The 19,993-nt window shown below is 73.0% G+C and carries 14 protein-coding genes; 7 read left to right on the top strand and 7 right to left on the bottom strand.

Translation table 11 applies throughout. The annotated features are described in order from the left end of the window. Positions 1 to 3: 3 nt before the first annotated feature. Positions 4 to 795 (bottom strand): phytanoyl-CoA dioxygenase family protein, encoded by a 792-nt coding sequence (locus tag ETD85_RS14025; RefSeq protein WP_138690121.1) that lies wholly within the window; start codon positions 793 to 795, stop codon positions 4 to 6. A gap of 101 nt (positions 796 to 896) precedes the next feature. Between ETD85_RS14025 and ETD85_RS14020 the strand changes: the two genes are divergently transcribed. Beyond that, entirely contained in the window at positions 897 to 1,817 is a 921-nt protein-coding gene (locus tag ETD85_RS14020; RefSeq protein ID WP_138690120.1) for an AraC family transcriptional regulator, read from the top strand. Here ETD85_RS14020 and ETD85_RS14015 read toward each other — a convergent pair. Next, entirely contained in the window at positions 1,762 to 2,439 is a 678-nt protein-coding gene (locus ETD85_RS14015) for an adenylate kinase family protein (protein WP_138690119.1), read from the bottom strand. The genes ETD85_RS14020 and ETD85_RS14015 overlap by 56 nt on opposite strands. Positions 2,440 to 2,608: 169 nt before the next feature. Here ETD85_RS14015 and ETD85_RS14010 point away from each other — a divergent pair, with 169 nt between their 5' ends. The 3 genes from ETD85_RS14010 to ETD85_RS14000 all read left to right on the top strand — a co-directional run bounded on the left by ETD85_RS14010 (position 2,609) and on the right by ETD85_RS14000 (position 8,903). Beyond that, positions 2,609 to 3,859 carry a C39 family peptidase gene (locus ETD85_RS14010; protein ID WP_138690118.1) on the top strand — a complete coding sequence of 417 codons (1,251 nt, stop codon included), beginning with the start codon at positions 2,609 to 2,611 and terminating at the stop codon, positions 3,857 to 3,859. Positions 3,860 to 4,076: 217 nt separating this feature from the next. Further along, the gene (locus ETD85_RS14005; protein ID WP_138690117.1) at positions 4,077 to 8,447 is read left to right on the top strand and encodes a WD40 repeat domain-containing protein; all 4,371 of its coding nucleotides are present in this window, start codon (positions 4,077 to 4,079) and stop codon (positions 8,445 to 8,447) included. An 84-nt stretch (positions 8,448 to 8,531) separates the two neighbouring features. Further along, positions 8,532 to 8,903 (top strand): hypothetical protein, encoded by a 372-nt coding sequence (locus ETD85_RS14000; RefSeq protein WP_138690116.1) that lies wholly within the window; start codon positions 8,532 to 8,534, stop codon positions 8,901 to 8,903. Positions 8,904 to 8,905: 2 nt separating this feature from the next. Here the strand turns inward: ETD85_RS14000 and ETD85_RS13995 are convergent, their stop codons facing one another. Beyond that, positions 8,906 to 10,420, bottom strand: a complete 1,515-nt coding sequence (locus tag ETD85_RS13995) for a glycoside hydrolase family 43 protein (protein ID WP_138690115.1) — start codon at positions 10,418 to 10,420, stop codon at positions 8,906 to 8,908. A 204-nt stretch (positions 10,421 to 10,624) separates the two neighbouring features. Here ETD85_RS13995 and ETD85_RS13990 point away from each other — a divergent pair, with 204 nt between their 5' ends. Continuing rightward, positions 10,625 to 11,449, top strand: a complete 825-nt coding sequence (locus ETD85_RS13990; protein ID WP_138690114.1) for an SDR family oxidoreductase — start codon at positions 10,625 to 10,627, stop codon at positions 11,447 to 11,449. Between the two features lie 76 nt (positions 11,450 to 11,525). After that, on the top strand, positions 11,526 to 11,825 hold the full coding sequence (locus ETD85_RS13985; protein ID WP_206058300.1) for an NUDIX hydrolase: 300 nt from the start codon (positions 11,526 to 11,528) through the stop codon (positions 11,823 to 11,825). Positions 11,826 to 11,887: 62 nt separating this feature from the next. Here ETD85_RS13985 and ETD85_RS13980 read toward each other — a convergent pair whose 3' ends face one another. Both ETD85_RS13980 and ETD85_RS13975 read right to left on the bottom strand, forming a co-directional pair. Beyond that, positions 11,888 to 13,642 (bottom strand): ABC transporter ATP-binding protein, encoded by a 1,755-nt coding sequence (locus ETD85_RS13980; RefSeq protein ID WP_138690113.1) that lies wholly within the window; start codon positions 13,640 to 13,642, stop codon positions 11,888 to 11,890. Then, a complete protein-coding gene (locus tag ETD85_RS13975; RefSeq protein WP_206058299.1) occupies positions 13,639 to 15,183 on the bottom strand; it encodes an ABC transporter transmembrane domain-containing protein in 1,545 nt (514 codons plus the stop codon). Before ETD85_RS13975 ends, ETD85_RS13980 begins: the two co-directional genes overlap by 4 nt. Positions 15,184 to 15,344: 161 nt before the next feature. Here ETD85_RS13975 and ETD85_RS67490 point away from each other — a divergent pair, with 161 nt between their 5' ends. Beyond that, on the top strand, positions 15,345 to 15,554 hold the full coding sequence (locus tag ETD85_RS67490; RefSeq protein WP_138690112.1) for a transposase: 210 nt from the start codon (positions 15,345 to 15,347) through the stop codon (positions 15,552 to 15,554). A gap of 216 nt (positions 15,555 to 15,770) precedes the next feature. Here the strand turns inward: ETD85_RS67490 and ETD85_RS13965 are convergent, their stop codons facing one another. Further along, positions 15,771 to 16,796, bottom strand: a complete 1,026-nt coding sequence (locus ETD85_RS13965) for a LacI family DNA-binding transcriptional regulator (RefSeq protein WP_206058298.1) — start codon at positions 16,794 to 16,796, stop codon at positions 15,771 to 15,773. 39 nt (positions 16,797 to 16,835) lie between these two features. Next, the gene (locus tag ETD85_RS13960; protein WP_138690111.1) at positions 16,836 to 19,775 is read right to left on the bottom strand and encodes an endo-1,4-beta-xylanase; all 2,940 of its coding nucleotides are present in this window, start codon (positions 19,773 to 19,775) and stop codon (positions 16,836 to 16,838) included. Between the last annotated feature and the right edge of the window lie 218 nt (positions 19,776 to 19,993).

Genomic DNA, 19,993 nt, shown 5'->3' with positions numbered 1-19,993 from the left:
CCGCTACGCCCAGGGACGCGGGAAGGTGTCGCCGTCCAGCCGGTCGCCCGCGGCGAGCCCGAGCGGATCGGTCACGACGTGCTCCGCGCCGCTGTAGCCGGTCGCCTCGTCCATGTAGATGACGACGTGCGCGAAGCGGGCCTCGCCTGTGCGGTTGGGCAGCGCCATGTGCCCGGTGTAGCCGCTGTGGAAGGTGCAGTCGCCGGCGCGCAGCGGCACGGTGACGCGGGGGATCCAGCGCAGGGACGGGTCCGTCTCGAACAGATCCTCCTCGTGGTGCAGGTCCTGCGGGCGCAGGCCGCGGCGGTGCTGGGTGCCGGGCAGGAAGGTCATGCACCCCCGCTCCGGCGGAACGTCGACCAGCGCTATCCACGCCGACAGCGGGAGCCGGTCCCCCTCGTGCGGCCAGTAGGGGCGGTCCTGGTGGAACTCCGTGGCGGCGTTGTTGTACGGCTCCTTCACCAGCATCTGGTCGTGCCAGAGCCGCAGCGGGAAGCCGGCCAGCTGCTCGGCGATCCGGCCGAGCCGCGCGTCGAACGTGAGCTCCCGCAGCGTCCCGTCGCGTTGCCAGACGTTGACCAGCTGGCTGAAGACGCCTTCCTTCTCCAGGCTCTCCGCGCGGTGCGCCTCCAGGAACGCCTCGGCGCCGGCGCGGAAGCGCTCGACCTGCCCGGGTTCGAGGACGCCACGCACTCGGACGAAACCGGATTCGCGGTACGCCGCCACCAGCTCGTCCGGCACCCGGCCGTCGGCGCCGACGTCGCTGCCGGACGGCTCGGTCGTGGTCGATGTCATCTCTGGCCTCCAGAGTTCTCGCGGTTGGGATACTGCAAGCGTCGTCGTGACGGGCCACTCCGGGCTAGGCCGATTCCGGCGAGTGGTCGTACGATCCCGACATGCCTGCCACGCTGCACGAGCACGCGCTGTTCGCCGGGGGCCCGGTCCTGGGCGGCGTCCACCAGGTGGAGCTCGACATCGAGCCGCACGCGCACGACTTCCTGGAGATCGCGGTGATCGGCCCCGGGCGCGGCCGGCACGTGACCAGCCGGGGCGAGCACCCGCTGCGGCAGGGGCAGGTCATCGTGCTGCGCCCCGGCGCCTGGCACGGGTTCAGGGACTGCGCCGGCCTGACCGTCGCCAACTGCTGCCTGTCCGCCCACGCGCTGCGGGCCGAGCTGGCGGCGCTGTACGACATCCCGATGCTGCGCCGGATGCTGTGGACCGACCCGGTGGCCTCCGGCACGCACGGCGTGGCGGTCATGACCGTCGATCCGGGCGCCGCCGAGGAGGCGGTGGCCGAGATCGGCCTGCTCGAACGGGACCTCGGCGCCGATCGGAGCCGGCCGGGCCGGGTGCTGGGCCGGCTGGTCACGGTGCTCGGCGTCCTCGCCGACGGCCGTGACGCCGGGCGGAGGACGCCCGAGCCCGCCATCCACCCCGCCGTCGCCGCCACCGTCGCCCGGCTGGAGGCGGAGCCCGCCCACCCGTGGCGGCTGGAGGACCTCGCCCGGGCGGTCAGCCTGGATCCCGCCTATCTCGGCCGGCTGTTCGGCCGCTACGTCGGGCTGACGCCGATGGGTTTCCTGGCCCGGCTGCGGGCCGAGCGGGCCGCCACGTTGCTGGCGAACTCGGCCCTGCCGGCCGCCCGGGTCGGGGCCGCCGTCGGCTGGGACGACCCGACGTACTTCGCCCGCCGCTTCCGTGCGCTGGTCGGGCTGACGCCCACCGAGTACCGGCGGCGCAGCCGATCGGCCGCGCGCCCTAGCCGGAAAGACGTACCGGCTCCTCCTGGGACGGGAGATACGGCGGGAGGTTGAAGCGGGTGCGGATCGTCCGCTGGACGGCGGCCTTGTCGGCGCGCGCGTCGATCGTCATCACGTACTCCTTGCGGCGGAACAGCTCCACCACAGGGTCGATCTTGCTGTGATACTCCTCCAGCCGCCTGGCGAGCACCTCCGGGCTGTCGTCCTCCCGGCTGACCAGCTCGCCGCCGCACACGTCGCACCGCCCCTCCGTCTCCGGCCGGTGGGCGATCAGGTTGTAGTCCATGCCGCACCGCGAGCACAGCCGCCGCGCCAGGACGCGCCGACGGACCTCCTCGTCCGGCAGGTCCAGATGGATCACCCCGTCGATGTCGTAGCTCTCCAGGAAGAACTCCGCCTGACGCCGGTTGCGCGGGAAGCCGTCGATGATGAACCCGTAATTCCAGTCGTGCAGCTGGAGCCGGTCCCTGACGACGTCCTCCACCAGGTCGTCCCCCACCAGCTCGCCCGCCGCGACCAGTCGGCGGACCTGCGCGCCGAGCTTGGTGTGCCGCTTGACGTGCCAGCGGAAGATGTCGCCCACGCTGATGTGCACCAGGTCGAGGTCGTCGGCGAGCATGGCGCTCTGGGTGCCCTTGCCACTCCCCTGCACCCCCAAAATCACATATTTCCTCATAGCTCACTTCCTGTGGTCAGTTCATTCCCCGAGTCACCATTCCATCCGGATTCATGCCATGAGAAGCCATGGATCCAGTGATTCAGGCTGATACGTAGATTTCCCGATGCTTTACCCGCTGGCACTGCTTAATGTCAGCGCATCCGGCGCCTTCCGAGAAGGTGGGTTCATGCGCGCGCTGATCGTCTTCCTGTGCGGCCTCCTCATCACGTCCATCTCCACGCAGGCCGCGGCGGCCGAGACCCAACCGGCCGCCGCCACCCCCGACGTGGTCTTCCAGCGGGCCGACTTCGCCGCGGGCACGGCCGAGGGCACGACGCCCGGCGACGGGCTGGCGTTCGGCACGGCCGCGGGCACCACCTCCTACACCGACGCGCTCGGCACCAAGACCTGGGAGTACGCCCGCTGGACCGGCCCCGAGCGGCCCATCGGGTTCCCCGCCACCGAGCTGATCGCCTCCTGGACCGCGGACCTCCCCCAGGGGAGCTGGCTGCAGATCGAGACCCGCGCCAGGAACGCGGAGGGCCTGACCACGTGGTATTCGCTCGGCCGCTGGGCGTACGCCGAAGGCGACATCCGCCGCACCTCGGTGCCCGGCCAGGGCGACGCGGACGCCTCGGTCGCCGTGGACACGCTGGTCGCGGCGGCGGGCAAGCCCGTCAGCGCCTACCAGCTGCGCCTGACCCTCTACCGCACGCCGGGCTCGGCGATCACGCCACGCGTGCGCACGTCCGGCGTCATGGCCTCCAACGTGCCCGAGCGCAAGACCGTGCCGGTCAGCCCGGGCGGCGGCGCGTGGGGGACGGAGCTGGCCGTGCCGCGCCGCTCCCAGAACGTCCACCAGGGCCACTACCCCGAGTGGGACGGCGGCGGCGAGGCCTGGTGCAGCCCCACCTCGACCACCATGATCCTCGGCTACTGGGACAAGTGGCCGAGCGCCCAGGACACCTCCTGGGTCGACCCGGCCGACCCGAACCCCGAGGTCGACTACGCCGCCCGCTACACCTACGACCACGCCTACGAGGGCGCGGGCAACTGGCCGTTCAACACCGCCTACGCGGGGCGCTACGGGATGGACGGCTTCGTCACCCGGCTGCGCTCGCTGACCGAGCTGGAGGCGCTGATCAAGGCGGGCATCCCGGTCATCACTTCGCAGTCGTTCAAGAAGAGCGAGCTGCCGGGCGCCGGGTACGGCACGAACGGCCACCTGATGGCGATCGTCGGCTTCACCGCCACGGGCGATGTGATCGCCAACGATCCGGCCTCCTCCAGCAACGCCGCCGTGCGGCACGTCTATCCGCGGGCCGCGTTCGAGAACGTGTGGCTGCGCAGCTCCAGCAGCGGCGGCGTCACGTACGTCATCCACCCGCCCGGCCACGCGCTGCCCGCCACCACCCCCGGGCTGCCCGCGAACTGGTAGGTCGCTTCCCCGCACCTCTCGACGGCGGGCGCAGACCTGCGTACCCTAACAACCGGGAAACGCGGGCTCGCCCGCTGTTCCCGCACGCGATACGCGCCGATCGGGGGGTCGTCCGGATCAGCCGGCTCGTCCTTCGTGCCGAAGCTGTCGCCGCGCACGGCGCCTCGCCCGACAATGTCGCTGTGGCCGATTGATCTCCCCTGCCGTGGAGCGCCGGATGACTGAGAACGATTCTGCGACGCAGACCCGGCTCGTACGACAGGCCCCGTGGAACGGTCCACCGCTGCTGCTGGCCTCGGAGGGCGCCAGGGTCCTGGTGGCCGGCACGGGGGCGCATCGCCCCTCGTCGAACCTGCCGCAGGTGCCCGCGGTCCCGGCGACCGTCACCGATCTCGGCCAGTGCCTGGTCGAGCGGGCGGGGCTCAGCCCGGCGGGCCTGACGACGCTGCTCGACCCCGCGACCCCGGCCAACCTGGGCGAGGCGCTGGCCAAGGCGGCGCAGGAGGCCACGTCCGCCCTGCTGTTCTACTTCGTGGGCCACGCCGTGTTCAGCCCCGACAACGAGCTGCACCTGGCCACGCGCGCCACCGTGAACCTCTCCCAGGGGGTGCCGGGCTACCAGGCGCTCCCGTACGCCGTGGTGCGCGACATCCTGGCGACGTCGCGGGCCGAGCGCGCCGTCGTGGTGCTGGACTGCTGCTTCAAGGGGAGCGGGCGGCCGGTCGCCGAGGGCTCCTTGGAGCCGACGTGGCGGGGGGCGTACGTGCTCGCCTCCTCCAGCAAGGACGAGAACGCGTGGGCGCTGCCCGGCGTCCGGCACACGGCGCTCAGCGGGGCCCTGATCAGGCTGCTCAACGAGGGCGAGCAGGGCGGGCCGCCGTCGTTCACGCTCGACCACGTCTACGAGCGGCTGGCGCGTTCGCTGCCCGGCTCGGGGTTCCCCCGCCCCCGCCGTGCGGCCGCCGGTTTCGGCGAGCCGCCTCCGCTCGCGGTCAATCCGGCGTACACGGCACCGAGTCCCGTCCCCGGCCCGCCGGTCCGGCCCGCGGGCGACGCGGCCGGCCCCTACCTCGGCCTGGCGGCGTACGGGCCCGAGCAGTCCGCGCTGTTCTTCGGCCGCGAAGACCTGACCAAGTGGCTGGCCAAGCGCGTGCGGCAGGCGTTCGCGCCCGGCGATCCGCTGATCGTGACCGGCTCGCCGGGGTGCGGGAAGTCGTCGGTGCTGCGCGCCGGGGTGCTGCCCGCGCTGCGCGGCGAGGCGGCCGGCGAGCACATCGTGCTCGTCCCCGGCGCCGACCCCCTCACCACGCTCGCCCGAGAGCTGGCCCGCCTCGGCCGCCTCGACCCGGTGCGCCTGCGCGCGATCATCGAGTCCGATCCCGGCGGGGTCAGGCGGGCGCTGCCCAGCGCTCCCGGGCGGTTGCTGGTGCTGGTCGACCAGTTCGAGGAGCTGTTCACCGCCTGCGAGAGCGAGCCGGCCAGGCGGCAGTTCGTGGCGGCGCTGGCCGAGCTGTCCAGGTCGGCGGCCGTGGTGATCGCCGTCCGCGCCGACTGCTTCGGGCGCTGCGCGGCCTATCCCGGGCTGCTGGAGTCCATGCGGCATCCCGAGATCGTCGTGCCCATGCGGGAGCCGGGGCTGCGCTCGGCGATCGAGGGGCCGGCCTCGCGCGCCGGCCTGTCCCTGGAGCCGGGGCTCACCGAGCTGATACTCGAAGACGTCCGCACCGGGGAAGAATCGCTGGAGCGGGCGGGCGGCGTGCTGCCGCTGTTCTCCCAGGCCCTGCTGGCCACGTGGCAGCGGCAGGCGGAGGGCGTGCTGACGATCGCCGACTACCAGGCCGCGGGGGGCGTCGCGCGGGCGCTGGCGACGAGCGCGGAGGAGAGCCTGCGGCGGCTCGGCAAGGAGTACGAGCCGATCGTGCGGGAGCTGCTGGTGGGGCTCATCCGCGTGGACGAGCGGGGCGAGGGCTCGCGCAGGCGGGTCCCGGTCGCCGAGCTGTTGCCTTCGTCGCCGTCCATCGCCCGGCAGGTGCTGGGCGAGTTCGTCCGCGCCCGGCTCGTCACGGTGGACGACCACGACGTCGCCGAGATCAGCCACGAGGCGCTCATCACGGCCTGGCCGCGGCTCGCGAGCTGGATCGGCGCCGACCGGGCCGGGCTGCTCGTCCGCCGCCGCCTGCGCGAGGACGCCGAGGCGTGGCAGCAGCAGGGTCAGCCGTCCTCCTACCTGTACGCCGACGCCCGGCTGGCCGCGGCCCAGGCTGCCGGCACGGACACGGGCGGCACGGACACCGGCGGCACGGACACGGAGCGCGACTTCCTCACCGCGTCCAGGCGCAAGCAGCGCCGACGCTCGCTCATCGCCCGCTCCGCGCTCGCCGCGCTCACCGTCCTCTTCCTCATGGCGGCGGCCGGCGGGGTGGTGGCGCTGCTCCAGAGCAGGGACGCGAGCAGGCGGGCCACCGAGGCGGCCGCGCAGCGCGACCAGGCGCTCTCCCGCCAGGTCGCCGCCGCCGCCAACAGCGCCTCCGACACCTCGCTCGGCGCCCAGCTGGCGCTGAGCGCCTACCGCCTGTCGGCCACCCCGGAGTCGCGCGGGGCCCTGCTCGGCAGCCTCACCCGCCCGATCGGGGCGCGCATGCTCGGGCACACCGCTCCCGTCGAATGGGTGGCCTACCGCGCCGACGGCCGCGTCGTCGCCAGCGCCTCCGCCGACTCCACCGCCCGGCTGTGGAACGTCGCCGACCCCCTTCGCCCGAAGGCCCTCGGCGTGGCGAAGGGGCACACGAAGGGGCTGACCGCGGCGACGTTCAACCCCACGGGCAAGGTGCTGGCCACCGCATCCGCGGACGAGACCGCGCGGCTGTGGAACGTCTCCGACACCGCCGCCCCCAAGAGCGTGGCCACGCTCAAGGGGCACACCGACCGGGTCACGTCCGTCGCCTTCAACCCGAAGGGCGATCTCGTGGCCACCGCCTCCGCCGACAAGTCGGTGCGGCTGTGGAACGTCGCCGACCCCGCCAAGCCCAAGCAGGTCTCGGTCGTCAAGATGGCCACCGGCCTGACCAAGGCGGCCTTCAGCCCCGACGGGCGTTTCCTCGCGATCGCCTCCACCGGCGGCACCCTCGCGCTCCTCGACGTGCTCGCCCCGGCGCAGCCCAGCAGCCTGGCGGTGCTGACCTCGCAGGAGGGCGCCGTCAGGAGCGTGGCGTTCGCCCCCAACGGCCGCTACCTCGCCACGGCCGCCGCCACGGGCGCGGTCCAGGTGTGGGACATCACCGCCGCCAAGCTCGCCGGCACCGCCCGCGGGCACAGGGCCCAGGTCGACGGCGTCGCGTTCAGCCCCGACGGCAACTTCCTGGCCAGCGCATCCGCCGACGGCACCGTGGGCCTCTGGGACGTCCAGGACCCGCGCGCCGCCCAGCTCACCGCCACCCTGACCGGCTTCCCCGACGGCGTCACCGGGGTGGCGTTCAGCCCGACCGGCCAGAACCTCGCCACCTCCGCCGCCGACGGCACGGCCCGGCTGTGGAACGTCGCCAACCCTGCCCGCGTCGCCCCCCGCGCCCGGCTCGCCGGGCACACGGCGCTGGTGAACGGGCTCGCCATCGCCAAGAGCGGCCGCACGCTCGCCACCGCCTCCGACGACAAGACCGTCAAGCTGTGGGACCTCACCGACCCCGCGGTGAGCACGCCCCTGTCCACGCTGAGCGGGCACACCGGGCTCGTCGTGGCGGCGAGCTTCAGCCCCGACGGCCGCCGCCTGGCCACGGCCTCGCTCGACGGCACGGCCCGGCTGTGGGATCTCGCCGAGCTCGCCAGCCCGAAGCTCCTGGGCACGCTCACGGGGCACACGGGCGGCGTGCGTTCCGTCGCCTACAGCCCCGACGGCCGGATGGTCGTCACGACCGGCAAGGACGGCAGGACCCTGCTCTGGAACGTGGCCGCGCCCGCCACCCCCCGGCAGGTCGCGACGGCGGGAGCGACGGACGAGCGGGTCGGCCCGGCCGTGTTCAGCCCCGACGGCCGCGTGCTCGCGACCGGCTCGGGCACCGCCTCCGTCCGGCTCTGGGACGTGACGAAGCCCACCGAGCCGCGCCGGCTGTCCGACTTCGCCGCACACGCCGGAGGGGTGCTCGACCTGCGCTTCAGCACGGACGGCAAGACGCTGGCCACGGCCTCCTCTGACGGGACGGCCCGGCTGTGGGACGTCGCCAAGCCCGAGCGCCCGCAGCGGCTGGCCGTGTTGCCCGGGCACGCGTCGGACGTGACCGGGGTCGCCTTCTCCGCCGACCGCCGCACGCTGGCCACCGGGTCGGCGGACCGGACGATCAGGATCTGGAACGTCGCCGACCGCGCCAGGCCCACGCTCTGGGCCGTGCTCGCCGGCTCCGAGCCGGTGGGCGACCTGGAGTTCAGCGCGGACGGGAGCGTCCTGGCGAGCACGTCCGGGCTCGCCGCGCAGCTCTGGGGGGTGAACGTGGAGCAGGCGAGCGCGAACGTCTGCGAAGCGTCGGGCACGGCGATCACCCAGGCCGAATGGGCCCAGTATCTCCCCGGCCGCCCGTACAAGGCGCCCTGCCCGTAGCGGCCGACCGCCTCCGAAGCGGCTCCCGCATGCCCTGATTAATTATGAGCGACCGATCGGTCTTATTTCTGTTAGAGTCCAGCCATGAAAATGATGAGATCGCGCTGGATCGCCGGGCCGCACCCGCGCGGCGACGCGCCCGTGCTGGTCAGCCGGACGGACTTCCAGCTGCACCGGCTGGCGGACCTGCCGAGGGCGGCGCTGGCCGGGTGGCGGCTGGCCCGGCTGTGGCCGGGCCTGGACGGCGCGGTCGGGCTGTGGCTGTGGTGCGACCTGGCGGAGCGCCGGATCGGCTCCGTTTCGGTCTGGCGTGACGAGTCCGCCTTGCGGGGCTTCGTACGGCTGGCGGCTCATGTGCGGATCATGCGGGCGTACCGGGGCCGGGGGACGCTGACCTCGGCCTCGGTGCTGACCTCGCGGGCGGACCTGTGGACGGCGGCCGGGGCTCCGGCCTGAGCTCACCCCGTCCGGTACACCGGGTTGTCGAAGGTGGCCCGGCAGCCCTCGCCCGCCAGGTCCTGCACCCACAGGCCGACGAACGCGCCGGTGCAGCCGAAGGCCCGGATCTGGCCGTCGAGGATCTCGTCGGCGTGCTCGTCGGACAGGATGGTGGCGTCCAGCTCCACCGGGATGGCCTGACCGTCGCGGGAGAAGCGCAGGACCGGGCCGTCGAACTCGACCGCGAGCCGGCTCGCCGCCTCTCCCGTGTAGTGCACGGTCCTGGTGCCCCTGTCGCTGCCGGTCAGCACCAGGCCGTCGGTGGTGAGCGCGAGGTGGTACCAGTTGCGCGAGTTGTAGTAGGCGGTGATCCCGGCGGACTGGTGCACGCTGTCCGGCTCGAAGCTCACGCTCGCCTCGAAGGCGCAGCGCGTGCTGGTGACCCGGCGGGCGACCAGGCTGGGGGTGCGCAGGCCGTACGGGGACTGGCCGCCCTCGATCGTCACCCTGCCACCGTCGAACCTCACCCAGTCAGGCGTCGCCGGGCGGCGCAGGGTGCTCCAGTCGCTCCCCTCCACCAGCCACTCCGCCTGCCGCGGACTCCGCGGGCTCCGCGGCCGGGCGGGTGCGGGGACCGTCTGGGCGGGTGCGGGGACCTCGACCGCCGGGGCTCCTCCCGGCACCCTCGGCCACCCGCCGGTCCACTCGACCCGCTGGATCGCGCTCTCCCTGCCCAGCACGCACCGCCCGCGCGGCGTGTACGGCCGCGCGACCAGGTGAGCCAGATACCACTCACCGCCCTGGGTCTGGACCAGGCAGCCGTGCCCGGCCTTCTGCAGCTCCAGATCGGGATCGTGGCGGGCGGTGAGCATCGGCCCCTCGGGGTCGGCCTCGTACGGCCCCTCGATGTCGCGGGACCTGAGCACGCTGACGCAATGGTCGTAGCCGGTGCCGCCCTCCGCGACCATCAGGTAGTACCAGCCGTCGATCCGGTAGAGGTGCGGCCCCTCGGTCAACGCCCGGTTCTCCAGGATGAGCCGCGGCTTGCCGCCGCCGAGCGGCTGGAGCTCGATCCCGGCGAACCCGCGCCCGGGGCGCGAGTCGAAAATCATGTTGAGCAGGTACGAGGACCCGTCGTCGTCGTGGAAGAGCGCGGCGTCGAACCCCCGCCCCGGCAGCCTGATCGGGTCCGACCAGGGGCCTTCGATGGCGGGGGCGGTGGTCAGGTAGTTCGCGACGTCCTTGTAGCCGTGGGCGTAGTTGTCCATCACGCTGTACACGAGGTGGAACAGGCCGTCGGCATAGGTCAGGTCGGGTGCCCAGACGCCGCCCGAGTCCGGCACGCCGGACAGGTCGAGCAGCCTGCGCTCGGTCAGGAGACCGCCCAGGGGCCGCCAGTCGACCAGGTCGCGCGAGTGGTGGACGCGTACACCCGGATACCACTCGAACGTCGAGGTGGCCACGTAGTAGTCGTCGCCCACGCGCAGGATGGACGGATCTGGATGAAAGCCGGGCAGGACGGGATTGCGGATCATCGGATCTCCATGGGACACGGTTCGCCGCGACCGGCACCATTTCTGCCTCTTGTCGCAGAAACCGATCGCCTGCGAACGCTACGACCATGAAGCCCCGGACTACAAGATCCGCCCGGCACCCCCGGCGCCGGGTGATCCGGCGGGGCGGTAAGAAGGTGGAACGCGCGAACACAACCGGCACGCCCCTCCATAAGGAACAATTTCATGACTCGGAACGTGGTAGTGATCATCGGCGTCGGCGGGATGGGACAGGCCATCGCCCGCCGCCAGGGCCTCGGAGCCCACGTCCTGGCCGCCGACTTCAACAAGGAGCTCCTGGAGTCCGTGACCGCCGGGCTGCGGGAGGAGGGCTATGAGGTGACCCCCGTACCGGTCGACGTCTCCTCCCGCGAGTCGGTGGCCGCGCTCGCCGAGCAGGCTGCCGCGCTGGGCGAAGTCCGCACCGTGGTGCACACCGCCGGGCTCTCCCCCGTCCAGGCCCCGGTGCCCGCCATCCTGGCGGTCGACCTGCTGGGGGTCGCCCTGGTGCTGGAGGAGTTCGGCAAGGTCGTCGCGCCCGGCGGTGCCGGGCTGGTGATCGCCAGCATGGCCGGCCACTTCCAGCCCCCCTTCACCGCCCAGGACGCCCGGGAGCTGGCCACGACCCCCGCCGACGACCTGCTCTCCCTGCCGATCGCGGCCGAGGCGAGCTTCGCCGGCCCCGGCCACGCCTACGGCTTCGCCAAGCAGGCCAACCTGCTGCGCGTGCAGGCCGCGAGCCGGACCTGGGGAGCCAGGGGCGCCCGCGTCAACTCGATCAGCCCCGGCGTCATCGCCACCCCCATGGGCCAGGCCGAGCTGAGCAGCGACCACGGCGCGACCATGCAGGCGATGATCGGCGCCTCCAACGCGGGGCGCGTCGGCACCCCCGCCGACATCGCCACCGCCGCCGACTTCCTGCTCAGCCCGGCCGCGAGCTTCATCTCGGGCACCGACCTGCTGGTCGACGGCGGCGTCACCGCCGCGGTCCGCTCCGGAAGTCTCGGCTGACGGCGATTACGGCTTCCTGGCTCCGCCACCCCGGTCTCCCCGCGCACAGCGTCCTTCCTCGGGTACGGTGCCGACGGTGATCGCGGTGAGAGTCACCGGCATCGAGGTGGAGGTCGGCCGGCTGCTGTATGTGTGCGACCACCTGCCGGAGGGCGCTGCCCACGTGATCCACATGACATTCGAGGCCACCCGCGCCGGCGGCCGGGTGGGCGCGGTCGCCGGAGGCGCCGACACCACGCCGATCCGCGGTGTGCGGTTCGTGCCGCTCGCTGACCTGCCGCGGCTCGGCTTCTCGCCCAGGTTCGTCGAGCTGGCGCGGGCGGGATGGCCCGGAGCGGGCGCCTACATGGGCGCCAAGGCCAATATCGGCCTGTGAGACCAGCTCCACCCTATGGGGCCGAACCGCTGGCGGATCTGACCGTCTTCCGGCTGCACCGGTCAGCGCCCCGGAGCATCGTGGTCGGCGTCGCCACTCCGCGAGCCGTGCCACGACCGCCACAGCGCCTCGTACACCCCGCCCGCCGCGACCAGCTCGTCGTGGGCTCCGACCTCCACCACCCGGCCGTTGTCCATGACCACCACCCTGTCGGCGTCGCGGGCCGTGTGCAGGCGGTGGGCGATCGCGATGACGGTCCGCCCCTCCAGGACGGCGGCGAGCGAGCGTTCGGCACTCCTGGCCGTGCGGGGGTCGAGCATGGCGGTGGCCTCGTCGAGGATGACGGTGTGCGGGTCGGCCAGGATGACCCTGGCCAGGGCGAGCTGCTGGACCCGGTCCGGGCCGAGGGTGACGCCGGACGACTGGGGCCCCAGCTCGTCGTCGAGCGAGGCGACCCAGTCCGCGCCGACCGCCGCCAGCGCCTTGCCCAGGCGGTCGTCGCCGGCCGCCGGATCCGCGAGCAGCAGGTTGTCGCGTACGGTGCCGAGGAACAGGTGCTGCTCCTGGGTGACCAGGACGACGTGCTCGCGGAGCTGGGCAGGGGAAAGGCCGGCGACGGGCGCCGAGCCGACGGTGACCGTGCCCAGGCGCGGGCGGTCGATACCGGCCAGCAGCCGGCCCAGGGTGGACTTGCCGGCTCCCGAGGGTCCGACGACGGCCAGGCGCTCGCCGGGCCGTACGGTCAGATCGACGCCGGTCACCACGTCGTCGCCGCCTTCGTAGGCGAAGTGCACGCCGCGCGCCTCGATGCGGTCGCCCTGCGGCGCCGCGGCGGCGGCCTCCGCCCGCACCGGCGCCGCGAGGCCCTCGATCCTGGCGAAGGCCGCGCCGCTGCTCTGCAGCTGCTCCAGCCAGATCAGGATCGTCTCGATCGGCTGGCCGAGCTGGCGCAGGTAGAGCACGCAGGTGACGACCGCGCCCAGCGTGACCTGGCCGCGGTCCAGGAGCACCCCGCCGAGCAGCAGGACCAGCACGGGCGGCAGGAGCGAGGAGACCTCCACCGAGGGCCAGAGCACGCTGCGCAGGAAGAGGGTCCGCAACTGGGCGGCCCGGCTGCGCTCGATCACCCGGTCCGCCGCCCGCGTACGCCTGGCCTGCAGGCCCAGGGCCTCGATGGTGCGGGCGCCCGCGGCGTTGGCGGCCAGGTGCTCGGCCAGCTCGGAGCGGGCGGCGCCTTCCTCCAGGTAGGCGGGGCGGGCGCGGCGAAGGTACCAGCGGGCGGCGGCCACGATGCCGGCCAGCGCGAGCAGGCCGCAGCCGCCCAGGACCGGGTCGACCAGGAAGACGGCGACGATCAGGAAGAGCGCCTGCAGGCTCGAGACGAGGATCGCGGGGGCGGCGTCGCGCAGGGTCCGGCCGACCACGGCCACGTCGGTCGTGCCGCGGGCGGTCAGGTCGCCGGTGCGGATGTGCTCGACCGTGGCGGCGGGCAGGGCCAGCACGCGGTCCAGGAGTTCGGCGCGGATGTGCTCCTGGACGCGCTCGCTGAAGCGAGTGCCGACCTTCTCGGCGTACCTGGACAGGACCAGCTGGGCCACCGCCGCGCCCACGGCGATCGCGGCGAGCAGGTCGACCGTGCCTCCGGCGCTGATGGAGTCGATGATGCGGCCCAGCAACCACGGGCTGACCAGCGCCGCGGCAGCCGCGAGGCTGTTGAGCAGCAGCGTCGCGGTGAAGCCCGGCACGTCGCGCCTGACCAGGCGCAGGGCGGCCCGCCGTACCTGCCGGCGGTCGGCGACGGGCAGGTCGCGGTTCATGCCAGCACCGATCGGTAGGCCGGGGTGGACTCCATCAGCTCGCGGTGGGTGCCGGCGGCGGCCACCCGTCCGTCCTCGATGAACAGCACCTGGTCGGCCTCGGCGAGCAACAGCGGCGAGGTGGTGGCCACGACCGTGGTACGGCCGGCGCGGGCCGTACGGAGCCGTCCCGCGAGGAGGGACTCGGTGTGCGCGTCCAGCGCGGAGGTGGGCTCCACGGCCAGCAGCACCTCGGGCTGGGCCAGCAGCGCCCGGGCCAGGCGCACGCGCTGGCGCTGGCCGCCCGACAGGTTGCGGCCGCCGGGCTCGATCATCGAGTCGAGCCCGTGGCGCAGCCCCGCGACCACGTCCTGCGCCGCGGCGACGTGCACGGCCCGGTGGATGGCCTCGTCGTCCGCCTCGCCCCGGCCCTGGAGCACCTCGCGCAGCGTGCCCGCGAACAGGGCGGCGTCGTGGTCGGCGATCAGGGAGGTGGCGTGGCCGGCGATCAGGGAGGTGGTGTCGAACCCGCCCAGCTCTTCGAGCAGCGCCACGCTCTCCTCGGGCCGGGCGCTGACCAGCCCCACCAGGCTCCCCGGCGCGACCTCCGGCCCGGCGGGCGGGGGCCGCTCCCCGGCGCGCAGCGCGAGGAAGCGGGTGACCTGGCGGGCGGCGACCAGGCCGTGGCTGATCTGGAAGCTGCCCTCGATGAAGGAGGAGACCGGCACCACCAGCATGGCGATGTACCCGTACACCCCGACCAGCTCGCCCACCGTGATCGTCCCCTCGGCGGCCAGCCGGGCGCCCAGCCAGGTGACGGCGGCCAGGAACAGAGCGGGCAATCCGGCGCCCAGCGCGCCGATCCAGCTCGTCAGCGACGCCACCCGGTACCCCTGCTCGCGCAGGCTCGCCGAGTCGGCGCGGTACCGCTCGGCGTAAGTGCCCTTGCCGCCGAAGGCGTTGAGCACCCGCAGCCCCTCGATCAGGTCGACCAGGCGGGTGGTCAGCCTGCCCTGGTTCTCGCGGTAGCCGTTCTGCACCTTCATCAGCCGCCCGAGCAGCGGACCGAGCAGGACCGCCAGCAGCGGCACGCCCAGCAGCACCACCACGGCCAGCACCACGGAGACCTGCAACAGCAGCGCCGCCACCACGCCGTAGCTGACCACCGCGCCCACGCCGGGGCCGGTCACCGTCAGGGAGGCGGCGATGGTGATGACGTCGCCGATGCCGATCGTCACCACGTCGCCCGCCGAAGCACGCTTGGGCAGGTCGGCGCCCAGCTTGTTGATCTGCTCGACCAGGGCGCGCACGGTGCGGAAGTTGGCGTCCATCCGGATCTTGGTCATCGTGCGGTGCCGCAACATCGCCAGCCAGGCGTTGACCAGGCCCGCGCCGAGCAGCGCCAGCACCCAGCCGGGGGCCAGGCCGTCGTCGATCACCCTGGACAGCAGGTACGGCGGGAGCGTCAGACCCACCATCCAGAGGGTCCCCAGCGTCGCGCCCAACGCGACCCGACCCTTCTGCGCCCAGGCCAGCCAGCACAGATACCGAGCCGCTTCCATGGGGATCACGCTAGGGCATGGCTTTTGCGGCTCTTTGCCTGGCCTGGTGGCGGCCGTTCGGTCTCTCCTTGGTGCGCTGCCCGGACGTGTTTGGGGCGGCGATGTGGCTATGGGGCGCGAGGCCCTGCTTGCGGTAGTAGGCACGCAGCCCGTCTTGAGGGGTGCTCACGGGTCGTGTCGATCATTCCTGTGACGGGCAGGAGTGGGAGCGGCGGGTCAGCCGGGTTGCCATCGACACGTGCGTGATCTTCAAGGCGGCTGTGCGCGCTGGGTCGCCGCACGCCCTTCTGGTCGTGGATCACTTCCACGTCGTCCAGCTCACCGATGCCGCACCCACTGAGGTCCGCCGCCGGGTGTCGGTCCAGGTGTAGGTTCGCCAACGACAGCCGCAGGGCATCGGGGCAGACCCATGACCCGCTTTTCAGCCGGGCAACGGGCGGGTGCCCCATGGACGCCGCAGGCGTCGTCGCGCCGCAGGCGCGTCTCAAGTAGAAACGCCCGAACCCCCAGCGCGAAGCGCCCCACCGCGAGGACCATTCGGGGCGGGCATCAGACGGCCCACCACCCAGCAGGGCAACGGGTGGGTGCTAGCGCGGTCGCGGTGGAGCGGTCGACTCGCGGACGATCAGCCGGGGCGGTGCCAGCGAGATCTCAGGCTGGGGGTGCCCGCCCAGCTCGGCGACCGCCGCGTGGAAGCACGCCCGCCCCAGCCCCCCGAAATCCATCCGTACGGTGGTCAGCGCCGGCGTCCAGAAGGCCGAGCCCGGGATGTCGTCGAAGCCCACGATGCTCACATCCCCCGGCACGTCCTTGCCCGCGTCGTACAGCGCCCTGCGCACGCCCTGCGCGATGTCGTCGTTGCCGCACAGGATCGCCGTGACCTCCGGGTCCTCCGCCAGCGCCCGGCCCGCCGTGTAGGCCGACTGGATGTCCCAGCCGCAGCCCAGGGGCGACGGGAGCTCCGCGCCCGCCCGGGTCAGCGCGTCGCGCCAGCCGGCGTGCCGGCCGCCGGCCCGGCCCTCGGACGGGATGGCCACGTGATGGACGGTGCGGTGGCCCAGGCCGAGCAGGTGCTCGGTGGCGTCGGCGGCGGCCCGTCGCTCGTCGAGCGCGATCGCGACCCGGCCGAGGTCGGGGGCGACCGGCTCGGCGGCGACGATGGCCGGGATGTGCGGCGGGAGCGCCTCCAGCACCGCCGTGCCCAGCGGGTCGAACGCGATGACCACCAGCCCGCCCGCGCTCGGGTCGCTCACGTAGTCGACGGTCTGCCGGACCTCGGCGGACTCCACGACCCTGATGCCCAGCGCCACGCCTTCGGTCCTGGCCGCCTCCTCGATGCCCTGGAGCGTGCGCGCGTACCCGTACAGGGTCGTGTTGGAGGTCACGACCGTGATGCCGTTGGCGCGGCCGAACCCGAGCGCCCGCGCCGCCCGGTTGGGGCGGAAGCCGAGCCGGTCGATCGCGGCCAGCACGGCGGCGCGGGTGTCGGGCCGCACCCTGGGTGACTCGTTCAGCACGCGCGAGACGGTCTGGTGCGAGACGCCTGCCGCGGCGGCGACGTCGCGGATGCTCGGTACGGCCCCTTTACGGACAGGTCGGGGGCTCGCGTTCACGATCACATCGTAGTCGGGCCCCGCCCCCGCGAGCAGGCGCTAGTCCGTCAGGCGGAGCACCCCCCAGTGGCTGGTGTCCAGGTAGGCGCGGTTCGTCCGGTCGTTCCACGTCACCGCACCGGTACGAGCCGCCCCCGTGGCATCGTTCACCTGCACGTCGAACCCCAGTAGCGCGCCCGCCCCCAGCGTCACGGTGGGCAGGGTGATCGCGGCCTCGACCACGTACCCGCCGGGCACCACCTTCGCCACCGCCTTGAGGTGGTCCTTGACCCCGGCCGCGTCGAACGTCCCGCCGACCGTGAGCCGGCCGGTGAAGCTGACCCGGTACTGTCCGTCGTCGTCCTCGTAGCCCTTGGTCTTGCCGTTGCCCGGGTCCACGAAGATCTCGACGGAGTCCTGCTCCCACGCGTTCGCCGGCTCCTCGCTCAGGGTGGGATCGCTGACCTGGGCGAGGACGTACAGGGTCGATCCGCTCCACAGCCCGCGCACCCGGGCGGTGGCCCCGGACGTGCCCTGGATCCAGGTCGCGGTGCGGATCTCCGGCGTGGCCGCCCACACCTTGTCCACGACCCCGTCGAGCACGGGGGTGCGGCGGGCGGCGGTGGTGAGCTTGACCGCGGGCGCGGCGGTGACCTTGCCCGTCCAGGAGATGTCGGTGTCCCGGTCGTGCACGGTGGCGGCGACGTTCAGGACCTTCCCCTGAGGGGCCGGGACCCGGACGAGGGCCTCGACGCGGTAGCCCGCCGGGGTCCGCTTCGTCCCCGGCCCCGTGCGCTTGACCGTGTACGAGGTCCCGTCCACGGTGAAGGTCACCCGGTCGTCCTTGTCCACGACCGGATCGGTGACCTCGGCGAGCACGTACAGGCCGGTCGCGGACGAGCGCGCCTGGAAGCCCGCCGACACCTCGCCCACCCGCGCGACGGGCGAGTCGGGCAGCAGGTCCCATTCGAGGTCGCGCTTCCCGTCCACCTGCGGCCTGCCCGCCGGCGCCTCCAGGCTGCGCACCAGCGGCGGCAGCTCGGCGGGGTCCACGACGCCCCAGTAGGCGGGCTTGGCCTGGAGGTCGTCGTCGAACAGCAGCGGCGCGTTGAGCCGCGCGATCGGCCAGGAGCGCAGCCAGCTCACGTCGTCGGACTCGCCCCACACCGTGACCGAGCTGAGCTCGGAGGCGTGCCGCCGGAAGACGTCGAACAGCTCCTTGTAGCGGTGTCCCTGCTGGATGAGCAGCTCGGGCGGGATCGAGTCGTAGGAGGAGACGAAGTCGGTGTAGATGCTCACGTCCAGCTCGGTGACCTGCTGGTCCACGCCGAGGGCGGCGAAGCGCTCGATCGTCGCCTCGACGGAGGAGGCGGGCGGCTGCTCGATGTTCAGATGGAGCTGGTGGCCGACGCCGTCGATCGGCACGCCTTCCGCCTTCAGCCGTGCGACCAGGGCGTACAGGGCCTCGCGCTTGCGCGGGAACTCGGTGTTGTAGTCGTTGATGAACAGCTTGGCCGCCGGGTCGGCCTCGTGGGCGACGCGGAAGGCCGTGCGGATGAAGTCGAGGCCGGCGATCTGGTACCACTTGGAGCGGCGCAGGCCGTCCGGCTGGTTCTCGTCCACCACCTCGTTGACCACGTCCCAGGCCGAGATCTTGCCCTTGTATCTGGTCACGAGCGTGCGCACGTGCGTCTCCAGGCGCTGCAGCAGCAGCTCCTTGCTCGCGTCGGCGTCGCCGTCCTTGAAGACCCAGTCCGGGGTCTGGCTGTGCCAGGCGAGCGTGTGGCCGCGGATCGTCATGCCGTGCCGGGTCCCGAAGTCCACCAGGTGGTCGCCGTCGGCCAGGGTGAACTCGCCCTCGCGCGGCTCGGTGGCGTCCCATTTGAGCTCGTTGCCGGGGGTGACGCCGTTGAAGTGCTTGGCCAGCAGCTCGCTGTGCACGCCGAGCGTCTCGGCCCTGGTGAAGGCCGAGCCCATGGTGAACGGCACCTCGTCCTTGAGCGCGGGCAGGCCGGTCTCGATGGGCTTCGGCTGGACGTACCGCATCGCGAAGTCGTCCAGGTCGAAGGGGAAGGTGCCGCTGTCGGACTCGACGTACACGCTGAGGAACTCGACGTCGTAGGCGAGCGTGTACGTGCCGGACAGCTGCACCCACTCCCCCGCCGCCAGGTCCTTGGGCGCGACGACGCGCTCGTAGCTCGGGGTGCCGCCGCTCCTGCGCTCGATCGACAGGCCGAGCCGGCCCGACGTGGTGCCGGCGGCGAGCCGCACCCAGACCGACAGGGTGTATTTGTCGCCCTTGCCCATCCGCCCGAACACGTTCAGCGCGGGGCCGTCCCAGGAGGCCGACCGGCCGGTCACCGCGAGGCCGCGGGTGCCCGTGCGGGCGGCGGCGGCGCTCGGCTCCAGCACGGCCGCGGCGCGTGGCGCCCAGTCCTGCGCGGTGCCGTCCTCGAAGTCCGAGTCGACCGGCTCGCGCGTGGGGTCGCCGAGCGGGGTGACCACGATGTCGTCCAGGTAGAACTGGGCGGTGGCGTCCGAGCTCTCCACGTAGAGCTGCACGTCGGAGGACTCGGCGGTGAACTGGTAACTACCCGACAGCCGCGCCCACCCGGCGTCGGTCACGGTGGCCGCCGCGACGCGCTCGTAGGCGGTCTCGCCGCCGGTCGGCGTCCGCTGCACGGTCATCGCGATCGTGCTGCTCGGCTGGCCGCTCACCAGCCGGGCGTAGGCGGTCACGGTGTAGCCGGTGCCCCTGACGAACGGCGCGGGGATCGACGCGCCGTGCCAGGTGGCGGTCCGTCCCGTGGTGAGCAGACCGGCGGCGCCCGTGTGCGCCGCGTCCGCGCTCACCGCGACGGAGACGCCGCCGCCGCGCGACCCCCATCCCTGAGTGGTGCCGTCCTCGAAGTCGTACGTGAGGTCCGCCGCCGCACCGGCGGGCGGCACCGGCACGAGGCATAACAGGGCGGCGACCACCAGGGCTCGAAGGGTGCGCACGGTGCTCCTAGGCAGGGAGGACTGAAAGTTTCAGAGATATGCCGATAAATGTCAGCCGGACTGTAGATGCGCCGCGTCAGCGCGGTCAAGAACCCGCCCGCACCCCGGACTACCTGCAACCGCTTGTTGCAGCAAAAGTGCAGTTTCACTGCATTCCATTGACGGAGTGAGCCGAATTACGCGAACGTTTCATGCAACCGATTGCCGCACTCTGCGAG

The sequence above is a fragment of the Nonomuraea zeae genome, assembly GCF_005889725.1.
Classification (GTDB): domain Bacteria; phylum Actinomycetota; class Actinomycetes; order Streptosporangiales; family Streptosporangiaceae; genus Nonomuraea; species Nonomuraea zeae.
The sequence above is the reverse complement of the archived record's forward strand: the minus strand, read 5'-3'. Positions and strand labels throughout refer to the sequence as shown.

Coding starts and splice junctions, on each gene's coding strand:
- ETD85_RS13990 (WP_138690114.1), top strand. CDS start 10,625: ATGACTCGGAACGTGGTAGTGATCATCGGCGTCGGCGGGATGGGACAG.
- ETD85_RS13995 (WP_138690115.1), bottom strand. CDS start 10,420: ATGATCCGCAATCCCGTCCTGCCCGGCTTTCATCCAGATCCGTCCATC.
- ETD85_RS14015 (WP_138690119.1), bottom strand. CDS start 2,439: ATGAGGAAATATGTGATTTTGGGGGTGCAGGGGAGTGGCAAGGGCACC.
- ETD85_RS13975 (WP_206058299.1), bottom strand. CDS start 15,183: ATGGAAGCGGCTCGGTATCTGTGCTGGCTGGCCTGGGCGCAGAAGGGT.
- ETD85_RS14020 (WP_138690120.1), top strand. CDS start 897: ATGCCTGCCACGCTGCACGAGCACGCGCTGTTCGCCGGGGGCCCGGTC.
- ETD85_RS14005 (WP_138690117.1), top strand. CDS start 4,077: ATGACTGAGAACGATTCTGCGACGCAGACCCGGCTCGTACGACAGGCC.
- ETD85_RS14000 (WP_138690116.1), top strand. CDS start 8,532: ATGAAAATGATGAGATCGCGCTGGATCGCCGGGCCGCACCCGCGCGGC.
- ETD85_RS13980 (WP_138690113.1), bottom strand. CDS start 13,642: ATGAACCGCGACCTGCCCGTCGCCGACCGCCGGCAGGTACGGCGGGCC.
- ETD85_RS14025 (WP_138690121.1), bottom strand. CDS start 795: ATGACATCGACCACGACCGAGCCGTCCGGCAGCGACGTCGGCGCCGAC.
- ETD85_RS14010 (WP_138690118.1), top strand. CDS start 2,609: ATGCGCGCGCTGATCGTCTTCCTGTGCGGCCTCCTCATCACGTCCATC.